14 protein-coding genes are annotated in these 15,100 nt (G+C 60.4%); 9 read left to right on the top strand and 5 right to left on the bottom strand.

The features are described from left to right. Window positions 1-296: 296 nt before the first annotated feature. Window positions 297-845: an RNA polymerase factor sigma-70 gene (locus KGB27_RS20285; RefSeq protein ID WP_008030278.1), complete on the top strand. Its 549-nt coding sequence runs from the start codon at window positions 297-299 to the stop codon at window positions 843-845. Window positions 846-970: 125 nt separating this feature from the next. On the opposite strand, the gene KGB27_RS20280 is transcribed toward KGB27_RS20285, so the two are convergent. The 4 genes from KGB27_RS20280 to KGB27_RS20265 form a co-directional block, all read right to left on the bottom strand. Then, window positions 971-1,975, bottom strand: coding sequence for a GNAT family N-acetyltransferase (locus KGB27_RS20280; protein ID WP_223556032.1), 1,005 nt, complete (start codon window positions 1,973-1,975; stop codon window positions 971-973). Between the two features lie 79 nt (window positions 1,976-2,054). Continuing rightward, on the bottom strand, window positions 2,055-2,891 hold the full coding sequence (locus KGB27_RS20275) for a sugar-binding protein (protein ID WP_223435034.1): 837 nt from the start codon (window positions 2,889-2,891) through the stop codon (window positions 2,055-2,057). Between the two features lie 175 nt (window positions 2,892-3,066). Next, entirely contained in the window at window positions 3,067-3,861 is a 795-nt protein-coding gene (locus KGB27_RS20270) for a substrate-binding periplasmic protein (RefSeq protein ID WP_223435035.1), read from the bottom strand. A 93-nt stretch (window positions 3,862-3,954) separates the two neighbouring features. Further along, the gene (locus KGB27_RS20265; protein WP_008030281.1) at window positions 3,955-4,581 is read right to left on the bottom strand and encodes a TetR/AcrR family transcriptional regulator; all 627 of its coding nucleotides are present in this window, start codon (window positions 4,579-4,581) and stop codon (window positions 3,955-3,957) included. A 175-nt stretch (window positions 4,582-4,756) separates the two neighbouring features. On the opposite strand from KGB27_RS20265, the gene KGB27_RS20260 reads away from it, so the two are divergent. From KGB27_RS20260 to KGB27_RS20225, 8 genes are all read left to right on the top strand, one after another. Next, window positions 4,757-6,547, top strand: coding sequence for an acyclic terpene utilization AtuA family protein (locus KGB27_RS20260; RefSeq protein WP_223556029.1), 1,791 nt, complete (start codon window positions 4,757-4,759; stop codon window positions 6,545-6,547). A gap of 12 nt (window positions 6,548-6,559) precedes the next feature. Then, window positions 6,560-7,429 carry an SDR family oxidoreductase gene (locus KGB27_RS20255; RefSeq protein ID WP_008030284.1) on the top strand — a complete coding sequence of 290 codons (870 nt, stop codon included), beginning with the start codon at window positions 6,560-6,562 and terminating at the stop codon, window positions 7,427-7,429. Between the two features lie 3 nt (window positions 7,430-7,432). Next, window positions 7,433-9,049 (top strand): geranyl-CoA carboxylase subunit beta, encoded by a 1,617-nt coding sequence (gene atuC / locus KGB27_RS20250; RefSeq protein ID WP_223480528.1) that lies wholly within the window; start codon window positions 7,433-7,435, stop codon window positions 9,047-9,049. 24 nt (window positions 9,050-9,073) lie between these two features. After that, window positions 9,074-10,231 (top strand): citronellyl-CoA dehydrogenase, encoded by a 1,158-nt coding sequence (gene atuD / locus KGB27_RS20245; RefSeq protein ID WP_008044426.1) that lies wholly within the window; start codon window positions 9,074-9,076, stop codon window positions 10,229-10,231. Next, on the top strand, window positions 10,228-11,025 hold the full coding sequence (locus KGB27_RS20240) for an enoyl-CoA hydratase/isomerase family protein (RefSeq protein ID WP_223556026.1): 798 nt from the start codon (window positions 10,228-10,230) through the stop codon (window positions 11,023-11,025). Before atuD ends, KGB27_RS20240 begins: the two co-directional genes overlap by 4 nt. A 112-nt stretch (window positions 11,026-11,137) precedes the next feature. Then, the gene (locus tag KGB27_RS20235) at window positions 11,138-13,099 is read left to right on the top strand and encodes an acetyl/propionyl/methylcrotonyl-CoA carboxylase subunit alpha (protein ID WP_223556022.1); all 1,962 of its coding nucleotides are present in this window, start codon (window positions 11,138-11,140) and stop codon (window positions 13,097-13,099) included. Between the two features lie 71 nt (window positions 13,100-13,170). After that, window positions 13,171-13,713, top strand: coding sequence for an exonuclease domain-containing protein (locus KGB27_RS20230; RefSeq protein WP_008030291.1), 543 nt, complete (start codon window positions 13,171-13,173; stop codon window positions 13,711-13,713). Between the two features lie 69 nt (window positions 13,714-13,782). Then, window positions 13,783-14,067, top strand: coding sequence for a pyrimidine/purine nucleoside phosphorylase (locus tag KGB27_RS20225; protein WP_008030293.1), 285 nt, complete (start codon window positions 13,783-13,785; stop codon window positions 14,065-14,067). Between the two features lie 70 nt (window positions 14,068-14,137). On the opposite strand, the gene KGB27_RS20220 is transcribed toward KGB27_RS20225, so the two are convergent. After that, the gene (locus KGB27_RS20220) at window positions 14,138-14,944 is read right to left on the bottom strand and encodes an MOSC domain-containing protein (protein ID WP_192227855.1); all 807 of its coding nucleotides are present in this window, start codon (window positions 14,942-14,944) and stop codon (window positions 14,138-14,140) included. Between the last annotated feature and the right edge of the window lie 156 nt (window positions 14,945-15,100).

The raw sequence follows: 15,100 nt of genomic DNA, 5'->3' as shown, positions 1-15,100 counted from the left end.
GCGGTCTTCGCCGACCACGCGAGGCATTGGGAATGCTGTTTTGGTCGGGGCTTGCGCCCGGAGCCATTCACCAATGAGAACGGATGACGTCTTGAAATAATTAGTCGGCAGGCTTGATCGCCAACGGGGGCTGAGTGCGGCAGCGTGTCGCAGTTCTCACTGCGAACCTTAGAGAAGGATTAGTTCTCTTTCTCAATTGACAATCATTATCATTCAGAATAATTTGTCGCTCGATGTGTAGGACGGCTCCGATATACCCGTCGTCCCACGACCCCATTTGCAGCAAGGTGATTTCCATGACGGAACAAGTATCCACAAGCAGGTGCGATTCACCGCTACTTCAGGCATTCGTGGACAATCGACTGATTCTGGTCAAGATTGCCGCCCGTATTACCGGCTGCCGCTCACGTGCCGAAGATGTGGTTCAGGATGCGTTCTTCCGCCTGCAATCGGCGCCGCAGATCACCTCCTCGATCAAGGCTCAGCTCAGTTACCTGTTCCAGATCGTGCGTAACCTGGCGATCGACCACTACCGCAAACAGGCGCTGGAGCAGAAGTATTCGGGGCCTGAAGAAGAAGGGCTGAACGTGGTGATTCAAGGCGCTTCGCCGGAAACCTCGCACATCAATTTTTCGACCCTGGAAAACATCGCCGACGCGCTGACGGAGCTGCCGAGCCGCACCCGCTACGCCTTCGAGATGTACCGCCTGCACGGCGTGCCGCAAAAGGACATCGCCAAGGAACTGGGTGTTTCGCCGACCCTGGTGAACTTCATGATTCGCGACGCGCTGGTGCATTGCCGCAAGGTGTCGGGCAGTCGCGCAGATACTTTCTCCCGCCGCTAAAAGCTTCGCGGGCAAGCCTCGCTCCTACAGGTCCGTGTCGCTCGCCAAAACGACACTAACCTGTAGGAGCGAGGCTTGCCCGCGAAGGCGGACTCAAGACCGCTACGAATCTTGAACCCTACTAATCACGCCAACCCACACTGCTCAAAAAACCGCTCCCGCCCCAACACCATCAACGCCGCGCGCTTGTGCGGGAAGTCGAACTCCTTCTCGCAATAAAACCGCTGCCCCTGCATATACCCGATCATCTTCGCGTTGTCGGCTCGCGGCTCTGCAACCACCCGCTGGGTACGCGGATCATCGAGAAACAGATAATGCGTCAACGCCGATAACCAGCTCGCCACCTTGTGCGGACCGCGATGGTTTTCTTCGCCGACCAGCATGTGAATGCCACGGTCGTAATCATCGACATCGTAGAACGGCGCAATGCGGTCTTCCTTGGCCCAGTAGGCTTCGAAATAAGCAAACGGCTGATCATCGAAACAGCCGATCAACGTCACAGTGTGGGGATCGGCGTCGAGTTTGCCCAGGTATTCGCGATGCTGTTCAAGGCTGCCCTCTTCCTGCCAGAAACTCGCCACCCGCGCACTGTTCTGCCAGCGATTGAACCGCGCCAGATCCAGGTCGATGTCCAGCGTACGCAGGGAAATCCACGCCCCCAGCCGCGCATCGAAACGTCGATAGACTTCACCGCGCGGTTTCACCGGGCGCAATGGATGACGCTTGCCAGCGCTGATCACCATTTGCTGCGGGTAGCTGCTGGTCAGCGACGTCCCCAGCCAAGGCTGCGGCAACTGCCAGAACAGTGTGCGCTCGCAGCGATACTGGCCGGCGAGTTCGGTCGACACCAGCAACCCGCTGAGCAAGGCTTCGGCGGGAGCGTCATCGAGGTGCCAGGTCAGGCGCTGGCAAGCCGGGTCACGGGCAAACAGCCAATAACCGGCGGCCCACACGGCCTGAGTGTCGACGCGAGCCTCGACATGCACGTGCAACTCGGGCTCACGCGTCAGCCGCAAGGTAATTAGCGATTGCGCGTCCAGGCTCAGGCTCAGGCGGTTTTCGGTTTCATCCGCGACAAGGCGGTTGCCTGTCGGCAAAGCCACGGCAGTCAGGTCATTCAGATTGGGCATGGGTCGGGCTCACGATCATCGACAGTTCACTTAGGAACGTGAGCCAGGCTTGGAAATTTAGCGATGACTGTCGTAAACCTCAGAGTGACGTAAGCCAGATTTTGCTAATGATGTAGTCGTTCCCTACACCAGTGGCGATATGACTGACGATCTCCAAGTCCATTTGCGACGAGTCCGCCGTAAACGAACCCTCCAAGCGGTTTACCGCTGATGTAATCTCAGTGGGTGGGACAATGACACCAGCACTGGATTCAAGTGAGAGCACTGGAACTGCATAACGGTTTATCCAACGGCGCACGTCAATCCCAAAGGTATACACGCGCCCCACCTCTAAATCCTGGAAGCTCTTGCTTAACAGAACGCCTGAAGATCGACTGGTGAACGTGTTGCTGAATAATGCATAGCCATTCCCATCTTGCCTGACAGTGAGATCTCGAGGGTCAGCCGCAGCCTCTCCCCTCATCCAGCCGTTCCAGTTATCTGTCCCGTCCTTCGCACTGAACGTTGTTACATCTTCGTAGCGCAACACAATCTCAAGACTCAGTGGCGGAAACAAATCCGGGCAACCACATTCGCCGTTCTCCAGCGGCACCTGAAAAACAAACATGAGGTGACTGCGGTCAAGCAGGCCTTGAAAATGCTCCCAACTAATGTCTCGAGACCAACCTTTCACATATTCGTCTTGGGTTACAGGCTCCTTATCTACGATGAGCTGCATCATTGTCGAGCCATCCCGATTGTACCCACAGATATGCAAAGTAGTCGGTTGGCCAACCTCAATAGTCCGCCAACGGGCAACATCAACAGTGATACCGGACTCTCCATCCGGCGTCGGCACAGTCAGAAACTTGCCGACAGCTTGCTTCACCAACGGAGTTGGAAGACGCGGGAGTAAATTCGATTCGTTATTTGACATTGCAGATGCCTTTTCGTAATGAGGCTTTCCCCCATTAAAGGGTTCAGCACCGGAAAGTCATCTAACCGCAAGGCAATGAGAGCGACTACTGTCACATTTGACAGTTTGCTCCTCGAAAAAAGGAATTTACGACGTATGGGCGCCTGCTACTTTCCAGGGGGTTGAAGCCTTATCGTCAATCCTGGGGAACTGGCACGATGGCGATCTTGTAAGGATCGAAAATCCTCAGCATCTGGCCGTTGTCCCGCAACCCTTGCAGCAACTTGCCGAAGGCAACGCCACTGATGGGCGCCGTCGGACGGAGAATGGCGTAATGGTGATAGACCTGATCGATACGCTCGGACACCAGCAACTGATCGGCGACCTTCTCGTTACGCAGCAGGTAATCGCTCAGGTAGGAGCGCGTCACCAGGGCAATGTCGGCGCGCCCGCGCAGCACCATCAGCAGGTTGCTGTCATGGGAATAGGTCAGCGTGGCGTTGTAGTTTTGCGCGAGGACTTTGGGGTCGGCATTGAAGTTGGCGAATTCGTAGTGATAGCCACTGAACAGCGCCAGACGCTTGCCGGCAAGATCGGCGAAATAGTTCTGCTGACGATTGGGAATCCGTTGCGCGACAAAAATCTCGGCATCTTCCAGGCCCATGTCGACGCTGACGTGGGGAATGTCCTTCCAGCCCCAGTTCGGGTTCTCGAAGATGGCCATGTCCACCCGGCTCTGCTTGAAGTCACCGAAGCGTCGCGGAATGGATGTCGGCACGAGCACAAACTGGTAGTCGGTTTGCAGGGCATTGAGCGCCTCGACCAACTGCGGCAGCAGGCCAGTGTCGGCACCGGATTCAGGGCGTACGGTGTAGGGCGGAAAATGCGCGGCACCGACCCGCACCAGTTGCGCCGCCGGAGACGGTAATACCCAAAGCGCTGCAAGTGCCGCCAGAAAAAGCCGCGAGGCCGTCCGAATTGGCGAAGACATCAAAACAACCCACTCCCCAAAAAAGTACGCATCAATTCATTCAAGCTAGGCGGTTTCGGCCACTTAGCCAGTTTCCTGCGGTTCCGGGCAACACTATTGTTTTTCTTCGAGTACCAGAATCAACGCCTCATCGGCCAATTGATCGAGGTTCACGCTGCCATCCGGGCGATACCAGGTCGTGGTCCAGGACAGCGCACCGGTCAGAAAACGCCGAGTGATGAACACGTCCCCGCGAATGAATCCCGCGTCCTTGGCCTCCCCCAGCACCTGCAGCCAGAGGTCTTCATAGATGTCGCGCAACGCCAACACCTTCGCTTGCCCGTCCTCGGACAGCGAACGCCATTCGTACACCAACACCGCCATGGCCTCGCCGCTGCCGCCCATGATCGACTGCAACTCACAGCGAATCAGCGCCAGTACCCGTTCGCGCACGTTTTCAGCTTCGGCGATCGCCGCACGCATCAACGCGGTGTTGTAGCGAATGGTTTCCTCCATCACAGCCCGCAGGATCTCGTCCTTGCTTTTGAAGTGATGAAAAATGCTGCCCGACTGAATGCCCACCGCGCCGGCCAGATCACGCACGGTGGTGCGCTCATAGCCTTTGTTGCGGAACAGATGAGCCGCCACTTGCAGCAGTTTGCCACGGGCGCTGTCCGGGTCGGTCAACTGGCCGTTGTCGACCAATTCGCGCATTACCCTCAGGGCTTTTTGCTCGTCCACCCGTTCTCTCCTACAGTCGTACTCACCGCTAAAACAGCGGGGTTGCGCGGGCAATTTAAGCTGACGAAGGCAACCAAGCAAGCGCTCGGGCAGAAGATATTTAAGTCGTTTACAAACCAAGCGCTTGCTTGGTAGTCTCGATACACGTCTGAGGGAGGTGGCTATGGAAAGGGCTGTGCCTGAAACTGTTCGCATCGGTTGCGCCAGCGCCTTCTGGGGCGACACCTCGACCGCCGCCGCGCAACTGGTGGAAGGCGGACGCCTGGATTACCTGGTGTTCGATTATCTGGCCGAGATCACGATGTCGATCATGGCCGGTGCGCGGATGAAAGACCCCCGGGCCGGCTACGCCAGCGACTTCATCGAAGTGCTCAGCCCGCTGCTCACGCAGCTCGCCGCACAGAACATCCGCGTCATCAGCAACGCCGGCGGCGTCAACCCGCAGGCCTGCGCCGCTGCCCTGCAAGCGGCCTGCGACAAGGCCGGCGTGGCGCTGAAAATCGCCGTGTTGCTGGGTGATGACCTGCAACCGCAGTTCAAACACTTGAGCACCCGCGGCCTTCACGAAATGTTCAGCGGCGCGCCCTTGCCGCCGATGTGCGTCTCCACCAACGCCTACCTCGGTGCGCCCGGCATCGTCGAAGCCTTGCGCCTGGGCGCGGACATCGTCATTACCGGGCGCGTGGTCGACAGCGCAGTGGTCAGCGCTGCACTGGTGCATGAATTCGGCTGGTCCTGGCACGACTACGACAAACTCGCGCAAGCCGCACTCGCCGGTCACATCATCGAATGCGGCGCCCAGTGCACCGGCGGCAACTTCACCGATTGGCGCGACGTGCCCGACTACGAACACATCGGTTTCCCCATCGTCGAAGTCAGCGCCGACAGCCAGTTCATCGTCAGCAAACCCGAAGGCTCCGGCGGTCTCGTCACGCCACTCACGGTCGGCGAGCAGATGCTCTATGAAATCGGCGACCCGCAGGCCTATCTGCTGCCCGATGTGATTTGCGATTTCACCCAGGTCAAACTTCAGCAACAAGGCAAGAACGCAGTTCAGGTACACGGCGCCAAAGGCTTGCCGCCCACCGATCAGTACAAGGTCAGCGCGACGTATCCGGACGGTTTCCGCTGCACCGCCAGTTGCCTGATCGCCGGGATCGATGCGGTGGACAAGGCGCGGCGTGTCAGCGAAGCGATCATCAACAAGACCTCGGAAATCTTCAGCCAGCGCGGTTGGGCGCCCTACAGCGAGGTCAATATTGAACTGCTCGGCAGCGAGGCCACGTACGGTCCCCATGGCCAGCGTCGCGACAGCCGCGAAGTGGTGATCAAACTCGCCGTGCGCCATCCGGACAAACAGGCGCTGATCGTGTTCTCCCGGGAAATCGCCCAGGCCGCCACCGGCATGGCGCCGGGGTTGACCGGCATCGTCGGCGGACGGCCGACGGTGTATCCGCTGATCCGGCTGTTCTCGTTCCTCATCGACAAATCCGCCTGCACGCTGGACATTGATCTCAATGGTCAACGTCATCCGTGCGCCCTGCCCGCCCTCGACGCGCTCACCACCGCGAACCTGCCGGTGCCGTACGACCCACCGAAACCCACCGGTCGCGCCGATGCCAGCGTGGCGCTGATCAAGCTCGCGGTCGCACGCTCGGGTGACAAGGGCAATCACAGCAACATCGGCGTCATGGCGCGCGAGCCGGAGTACCTGCCGTGGATCGCCGAAGCCCTGACCCCGGAAGTGATGGTCGACTGGATGAGTCATGTGCTCGACCCGGTTCACGGGCGCGTCGAGCGCTGGTACCTGCCCGCGACCCACAGCCTGAATTTCTTGCTGGAAAACGCCCTTGGCGGCGGAGGCGTCGCCAGTCTGCGGATCGATCCGCAAGGCAAAGCCTTCGCCCAACAACTGCTGGACATCCAGATTCCGGTGCCGCAGCGCATCGCCGACCAGGTCAACTAGAGGATTGCCGCCGTGGCCTACGATTCGATTTTCAAAGCTGATCTGTTTGCCGGCCAAAACATCATCGTCACCGGTGGCGGCAGCGGCATCGGTCGCTGCACCGCCCATGAACTGGCGGCCCTCGGCGCCCATGTGCTGTTGATCGGGCGCAATGCCGACAAACTGAAATCCGTGGTTGCCGAGATTACCGAGGATGGCGGCAAGGCCGATTGGCAGACCTGCGATATTCGCGACGAAGAAGCGGTCAAGCATCTGGTCAGCGAACTGATCCGCAAGCACGGTCCGATCCATGGACTGGTCAACAATGCCGGCGGCCAATTTCCCTCACCACTGGCCTCGATCAACCAGAAGGGTTTCGAAACCGTGATGCGCACCAACCTGGTGGGCGGTTTCCTGATGGCGCGCGAAGTCTTCAACCAGTCCATGAGCCAACACGGCGGCGCCATCGTCAACATGCTCGCCGACATGTGGAACGGCATGCCCGGCATGGGCCACTCGGGCGCGGCGCGCTCAGGCATGGACAACCTGACCAAGACCGCTGCGTTCGAATGGGGTTACGCCGGGGTGCGGGTCAATGCAGTGGCGCCGGGCTGGATCGCCTCCAGCGGCATGGACACTTACGAAGGTGCGTTCAAAGCGGTGATTCCGACCTTGCGCGAGCACGTGCCGCTGAAACGCATCGGCACCGAATCGGAAGTCAGCGCCGCGATCGTCTTCCTGCTCAGTCCGGCCGCAGCGTTTGTCAGTGGCAGCACCTTGCGTATCGACGGCGCCGCCAGCCTTGGCGGTCGGGCGTGGCCGATCCACAAGGCCAAGATCAGTGAGTCGTACAACGGGTTCCACCGCGCGTATTTGCCGGACGTGCTCAAGGACAAGGAATAAGTCATGCCGGTGATTCAGTCGCAAGTCGACCCGTTCAGCGACCAGTTTGCCCAGAACCGTGCAGCGATGCTGGCCGGGATCGAGCAAGTCCGTCAGCTCGAACAGAACCTGCTGAACAAAGCGGCCGAAGCCAAACCCAGGTTCGACAAGCGCGGGCAATTGCTGCCCCGCGAACGCCTCAATCTTCTGCTCGACCCCGGTGCGCCGTTCCTCGAACTGGCGAGCCTGGCCGGCTACAAATTGCATGACGACAAGGACGGCAGTTCGGCCGGCGGCGGTTTGATCGCCGGGATCGGTTACGTGTCCGGTGTGCGGGTTCTGGTCGTGGCGAACAACAGCGCGATCAAGGGCGGGACGATTTCCCCCAGCGGTTTGAAAAAGTCCCTGCGCCTGCAACAGATCGCCATGGAGAACAAACTGCCGGTGATCACCCTCGCCGAAAGCGGTGGCGCCAACCTCAATTACGCAGCGGAGATTTTCGTCGAAGGCGCGCGCAGTTTTGCCAATCAGGCGCGGATGTCGGCCATGGGGTTGCCGCAGATCACCGTGGTCCACGGCTCGGCCACGGCGGGCGGCGCTTATCAGCCAGGGCTCTCGGATTACACGGTAGTGGTGCGTGGCAAAGCCAAACTGTTTCTCGCCGGCCCACCGTTACTGAAAGCCGCGACCGGAGAAGTGGCGACCGACGAAGAACTGGGCGGTGCCGAGATGCACGCGCAAACCGCTGGCACCGCTGAATACCTGGCCGAGAACGATGCCGATGGCGTGCGCCTGGTGCGCGAGATTGTCAGCCTGTTGTCATGGAACGAGCAGCTGCAATGGTTGCCCGAACGGCAGTGGAAAGAACCCCTCTACCCTATCGACGAGCTGCTGGGACTGATCCCGGACGATCCGAAAAAGCCCTACGACGTGCGCGAAATCATTGCGCGGATCGCCGACGGCTCGAACTTCCTTGAGTTCAAGGGTGAATTCGATCAGCAAACCATTTGCGGCCATTTGCACATTCAGGGGCGCGCCTGCGGATTCATCGGCAACAACGGCCCGATCACCCCCAAAGGGGCGAGTAAAGCCGCGCAGTTCATCCAGCTCTGCGATCAGAGCCAGACGCCGCTGCTGTTCTTTCACAACACCACCGGGTTCATGGTCGGCACCGAGTCGGAACAGCAAGGCGTGATCAAGCACGGCGCGAAGATGATTCAGGCGGTGGCCAACGCCCGCATACCGAAACTGACCATCGTCGTCGGCGGTTCCTATGGCGCCGGCAACTACGCCATGTGCGGTCGCGGCCTCGACCCGCGCTTCATCTTCGCCTGGCCCAACAGCCGCACGGCGGTGATGGGCGGCGCGCAGGCCGGCAAGGTGCTGCGCATCGTCACCGAAGCCAAACAACTCAAGGACGGCCTGGTGCCCGACCCGAAAATGCTCGACATGCTGGAGCAGGTCACCGCACAGAAACTCGACAGCCAGTCCACCGCGCTTTATGGCAGCGCCAGTCTGTGGGACGACGGGCTCATCGATCCGCGGGACACCCGGACCCTGCTCGGTTACTTGCTGGACATCTGTCATGAGGCCGATGTGCGGCCGCTGCAAACCAACAGTTTTGGCGTAGCCCGGTTCTGAACCGGCCAGAGGAGAACAATAAAAATGATCTTCACCCAGGAACACGAAGCACTGCGCCGCACCGTTCGCCAATTCGTCGAAAACGAGATCAACCCGCACGTCGAGGCATGGGAAAAGGCCGGGCGCTTTCCCATCCACGAAATCTTCCGCAAGGCCGGTGACCTGGGCCTGCTGGGAATTTCCAAACCGGAGAAATTCGGCGGCATGGGGCTCGACTACAGCTATTCGATTGTCGCCGCCGAGGAGTTCGGCACCATTCATTGCGGCGGCATTCCGATGTCCATCGGTGTGCAGACCGACATGTGCACTCCAGCGCTGGCGCGCTTCGGTTCCGATGAACTGCGTGAAGAGTTTCTGCGCCCTGCCATTACCGGCGAACAGGTCGGTTGCATCGGCGTTTCCGAAGTCGGCGCCGGTTCCGACGTGGCCGGGTTGAAAACCACCGCCCGCAAGGACGGCGACGACTACGTGATCAACGGCAGCAAGATGTGGATCACCAACTCGCCAAGCGCCGATTTCATTTGTCTGCTGGCCAATACCTCGGACGACAAACCGCACATCAACAAGTCGCTGATCATGGTGCCGATGAACACGCCGGGGATCAGCCTCAGTTCGCACCTGGACAAGCTCGGCATGCGCAGCTCGGAAACCGCCCAGGTGTTTTTCGACAACGTGCGCGTGCCGCAACGCAACCGCATCGGCCATGAAGGCGCGGGCTTCATGATGCAAATGCTGCAGTTTCAGGAAGAACGCCTGTTCGGCGCGGCGAACATGATCAAGGGCCTGGAATACTGCATCGACAGCACCATCGAGTATTGCAAGGAACGTAAAACCTTCGGCAATGCGCTGATCGACAATCAGGTCATCCACTTTCGCCTCGCCGAACTGCAAACCGAAATCGAATGCCTGCGGGCGCTGGTCTATCAGGCCACCGAGCAGTACATCAAAGGTCAGGACGTCACGCGTCTGGCGTCGATGGCCAAACTCAAGGCCGGGCGACTGGGCCGCGAAGTCAGCGACAGTTGCCTGCAATATTGGGGCGGCATGGGCTTCATGTGGGACAACCCCGTGGCCCGCGCCTACCGCGATGTGCGGCTGGTGTCGATTGGCGGCGGCGCCGACGAAATCATGCTGGGGATCATCTGCAAACTCATGGGCATCCTGCCGGGGAAAAAGAAATGAGCACCCTGCCGGATTGCCAGACGTTATTGCTCGAACCGCATAACGGCGTGCTGCATATCACCCTCAACCGCCCGGAAAGCCGAAACGCCATGAGCCTGCAAATGGTCGCCGAACTGCGCGCGGTGCTGTTGGCCGTGCGCGATGACCGTGCGATTCGGGCCTTGGTGATCGGCGGTGCCGGTGGACATTTCTGTGCCGGTGGCGACATCAAGGACATGGCCAACGCCCGTGCTCAAGGCGCGAACGCCTACCGTGATCTGAACCGTGCGTTCGGCGCGCTGCTGCAAGAGGTGCAACACGCACCGCAAGTGGTGATCACCGTGCTGCAAGGCGCAGTGCTTGGCGGCGGTTTGGGCCTGGCCTGCGTCAGCGATGTCGCCCTGGCGGATCATCAGGCGCAATTCGGGTTGCCGGAAACCAGCCTCGGCGTGCTGCCCGCGCAGATCGCGCCGTTTGTGGTCCAGCGCATCGGCTTGACTCAGGCCCGGCGCCTGGCGCTGACGGCGGCGCGGTTCGATGGCAACCAGGCGCGGCGCATGGGGCTGGTGCATTTTGTCGAGCATGACGCGCAAGCCTTGGCCGAGCGTCTCGGTGAAATTCTGGCGCACTTACTGTGCTGCGCGCCGGGGGCCAATGCGACGACCAAAAAACTGTTGCTGGCGAGTGCCGGGCAACCGTCGGATGCGTTGCTGGATGAAGCGGCCGAGTGGTTCAGCGAAGCGGTGATCGGAGCGGAAGGAGTCGAGGGCACGATGGCCTTCGTGCAGAAGCGTAAACCGGGGTGGGCGCCTTAAAAGCTTCGCGGGCAAGCCTCGCTCCTACAAGGTTTTTGGTGCCCCCTGTAGGAGCGAGGCTTGCCCGCGAAGAGGCCATCACTTCCACCGCAAATACGAAGGGAATATCCCAATGCCCGCCCTGAAAAAAATCCTGATCGCCAACCGCGGTGAAATCGCCTGCCGCATCCAGCGCACGGCCCAATCCTTGGGCTACCGCACCGTCGCCGTGTTCAGCGACGCAGATGCGGATGCCTTGCACGTACAAATCGCCGACGAAGCCGTCAACATCGGCCCGGCCCCGGTCCAGCAGTCGTACCTGAATATCCCGGCCATCCTCGACGCCGCCCGCCGCACCGGTGCCGATTCAATCCACCCCGGCTACGGCTTCCTCTCGGAAAATGCCGAATTCGCCCGCGCCTGCCAGCACGCCGGCCTCACTTTCATCGGCCCCAGCCCTGAAGCCATCGAACTGATGGGCAGCAAACGCCTGTCGAAACTCGCCATGCTCGACGCCGGTGTGCCCTGCATCAAAGGCTATCAAGGCACCGGGCAGGACGACGCGACCCTGAGCCGCGAAGCCGAACGCATCGGCTTTCCGCTGATGATCAAGGCCAGTGCCGGCGGTGGCGGGCGCGGCATGCGCCTGGTGCACGATGCAGGGGATTTGCTCGCACAGATTCGCACCGCGCGCTCCGAGGCATTGAACGGGTTTGGCAGCGACGAACTGATCCTCGAACAAGCGCTGATCGATCCGCGTCACGTTGAGGTTCAGCTGTTCGGCGACCAACACGGCAACCTGATCTACCTCGGCGAACGCGACTGTTCGATCCAGCGCCGCCATCAGAAAGTCATCGAAGAAGCACCCTGCCCGGTCATGACCGCCGAACTGCGCCAGGCCATGGGTGAAGCGGCGCTCAAGGCCGGTCGCGCGGTGAACTATGTGGGCGCTGGCACTGTGGAGTTTCTGCTGGACGCGCACGGGCAGTTCTACTTTCTGGAAATGAACACGCGGTTGCAGGTGGAACACCCGGTGACTGAATTGATCACCGGCCTCGATCTGGTGGCCTGGCAGTTGCACGTCGCCGAAGGACTACCGCTGCCATTGCGCCAGGAACAGGTGCAACTCAACGGCCACGCCATGGAAGTGCGGCTGTATGCCGAAGACCCGACCCAAGGGTTCCTCCCACAGACCGGGCGCATCACCACCTGGGAACCGGCCTTGCAGAGTGGAGCGCGGATCGACCATGGGTTGATCGAAGGTCAACACGTCAGCCCGTTCTATGACCCGATGCTGGGCAAGATCATCGCCCACGGCGCTACCCGTGAAGAAGCCCGGCGCAAGTTGCTGCGCGCGGTGCAAGACAGTGTGCTGCTGGGCTTGCCGAGCAATCAGCGCTTGCTTGCCAGCCTGCTGGAACATCCACGCTTCATCAGTGGCGAGTTCAGCACCGGGTTCATCCCGACACATTTCGCCGACCATCCTTGTTTGCATCCGCATAACCCGAGTGCTGAAGAACTGGCGATTGCGGCGGCGCTGTTTTATCAGGCTTCGGCGCAGGCTCATCCCGCCCCGCTCGCCGGCTGGCGCAACAACGCCAGTGTGCCGCTGCACTATCGCATCGGCCTGGAGGATCGGGACTGGCCGGTGCAGTTGAACGCGGTACCAGGTGAACCGTACCGGATTGAAGTCGCCGCACAGGCCTTCGAACTGAACGTCATCCAGTGCGACGGACGCTGGGCCACCCTGGACATCAACGGCATCCGCCAGCGCCATGCCTATCGTCTGGAGGCCGGACAACTCTGGCTGTTCACCCGCCCCGGCAGCCTGCGCCTGGAGGATCGCACGCAAGCGCTGGCCAGCGGCCAGGCCAGCGTCAGCTCCGGCACGCTCAAGGCGCCGATGGACGGCGCGATCGTCGACGTGCTAGTCGCACAAGGCAGCCTGGTCAGTAAAGGCCAACTGCTGGTGGTGCTGGAAGCAATGAAAATGGAGCATCCGCTCAAGTCCGGCATCGACGGCGTGCTCAAACGCTTGCAGGTCAAGGTCGGCGATCAGGTAAAAAATCGTCAGATTTTGTTGGAGGTCGAATAAGCCGCTAGGCGGATCCGTCGGGTTTGGCTACGCTCAAGCCCTATCAGGATGCGGATACCGGGAACCCTTCAATGCCTCACTGGCTGGTGATCGATCTGGAAGCCACCACCGATGAAGGTGGCTGGCCAGTTACGGAAATGGAAATCATCGAAATCGGCGCCACGCTGGTGGACCGCCAAGGGCGTGAGCAGGACCATTTCCAGCGCTTCGTGCGACCGCTGCGACGGCCCCTGCTCACGCCGTTTTGTCGCGAGTTGACCCGCATCACCCAGGCGAATATCGACAGCGCACAGGCGCTGACCGAGGTCTGGCCGGTCTTCGAGCGCTGGCTCGGCCAACATCATTCACGGCTGGAAGGCTGGGCCAGTTGGGGCGATTACGATCGCAGGCAACTGCTCCAGGAGTGGGAGCGCTTGCAACTCGACAGCCAACTGAGTCGCGTGCCGCACATGAACCTCAAGCAGCGCTTTGCCAAGGCCCGACGGCTGGAACGCCCGCTGGGACTCAACGGCGCCCTGCAACTGGCCGGCATGCAGTTCACCGGCCAGCAGCACCGGGCACTGGAAGATGCGCGCAATACAGCGCGTCTGTTACCGCTGATTCTCCCGCTCTAGAAAGGTGACGGCGCCAAGGGCCTTGTGCATACTGGCCGGCCCTTTTTAGCCCTTTTCGAGGAATCGCCCATGTTTAAAGTCAACGAGTACTTCGACGGCACCGTCAAGTCGATCGCCTTTGGCACCGCTGAAGGTCCGGCGACCATTGGCGTCATGGCTCCGGGCGAATACGAATTCGGCACCAGCCAGCGTGAAATCATGCACGTGGTGACCGGCGCCCTGACCGTCAAACTGCCAGACAGCACCAACTGGGAAACCTTCGCCGCCGGCAGCCAGTTCAACGTGCCAGCCAACAGCAAATTCCAGCTGAAAGTGGCCGTCGACACCGCTTACCTGTGCGAATACCGCGGCTAAAACCCCGGGTTTTCACAGCGCAAAAAAATGCCCGTGTCCTTGGACACGGGCATTTTTCATTCAGGGTCGCTTATTCCAGGATCGTGACCGGCATACCGACTTCGAGCTGGCCATTACCGTCATTGACCAGATTCTGGCCAAACATCGCACCGTCTTCCTGGGCACGATACTTCTGCAAGGTCGCGAGCGGTTCACGATCATCGCTGCGTTCGCCTGTCTGCGGATCGATGGTGGTCAGAATGCAGCGCGAACACGGCTTGACCACACGAAACTCGACATCGCCGATACGGATACGCTTCCAGCCGTCCTCGGCATACGCCTCGCTGCCCTCGATCACCAGATTCGGTCGAAAACGCAGCATCTCCAACGAACGCCCGACCTTTTGCGACAGATCCTCAAGGGACGCCTGCCCGATCAGCAGCAACGGGAAGCCATCGGCGAAGGCCACCTGATCGTCGTCCTTGCCATAACCGGCCTGTGTGGTCCGAGCGCGATCAACCGGCACCTGCACCAGGCGAGTCGGCTTGCCAATGAATCTGCTGACCCAGGCCCCCGCCTCGTCACCGGCATCAGGCACACGCAAGGTGTCGCGCCAGATGGTCACGCCACGCAGCTCAGCGTCGTTGGCAGGCAAGGCAATATCGATCGGCGTGTGGCCGGGAGCGCTGAGGGTCAAACCGCCCTGGGCATTCCACAACGCCGACAGCTGACTCATCTGCGCCACCGCACGCTGGGTCAGGAAGCGCCCGCTGGCCTCGTCCACCAGCATCCAGCGTCGATCCCCGTCCAGCCCCAGTTTGTCGAGACTGACCTGTTGCAGGATCTCGCCCTTGCCGGATTTCAACGGATAACGATAAAGCGCGCTCAGACGCAGCATGACCAGCTCCCTGGAGGACAAAAATGCCACCCTATACGAGCTTGCTCATTGAATCAAAGACTGTGAACTGAACACTGCATACCCTGTGGGAGCGGGCTTGCTCGCGAAGGCGGTGTGACAGTCGACATAAATGTTGAATGTTAAACCGCCTTCGCG

The sequence above is a fragment of the Pseudomonas sp. BF-R-01 genome (genome assembly GCF_019946615.1).
In the GTDB taxonomy this organism is placed as follows: Bacteria; Pseudomonadota; Gammaproteobacteria; order Pseudomonadales; family Pseudomonadaceae; genus Aquipseudomonas; species Aquipseudomonas migulae.
The sequence above is the reverse complement of the archived record's forward strand: the minus strand, read 5'-3'. Positions and strand labels throughout refer to the sequence as shown.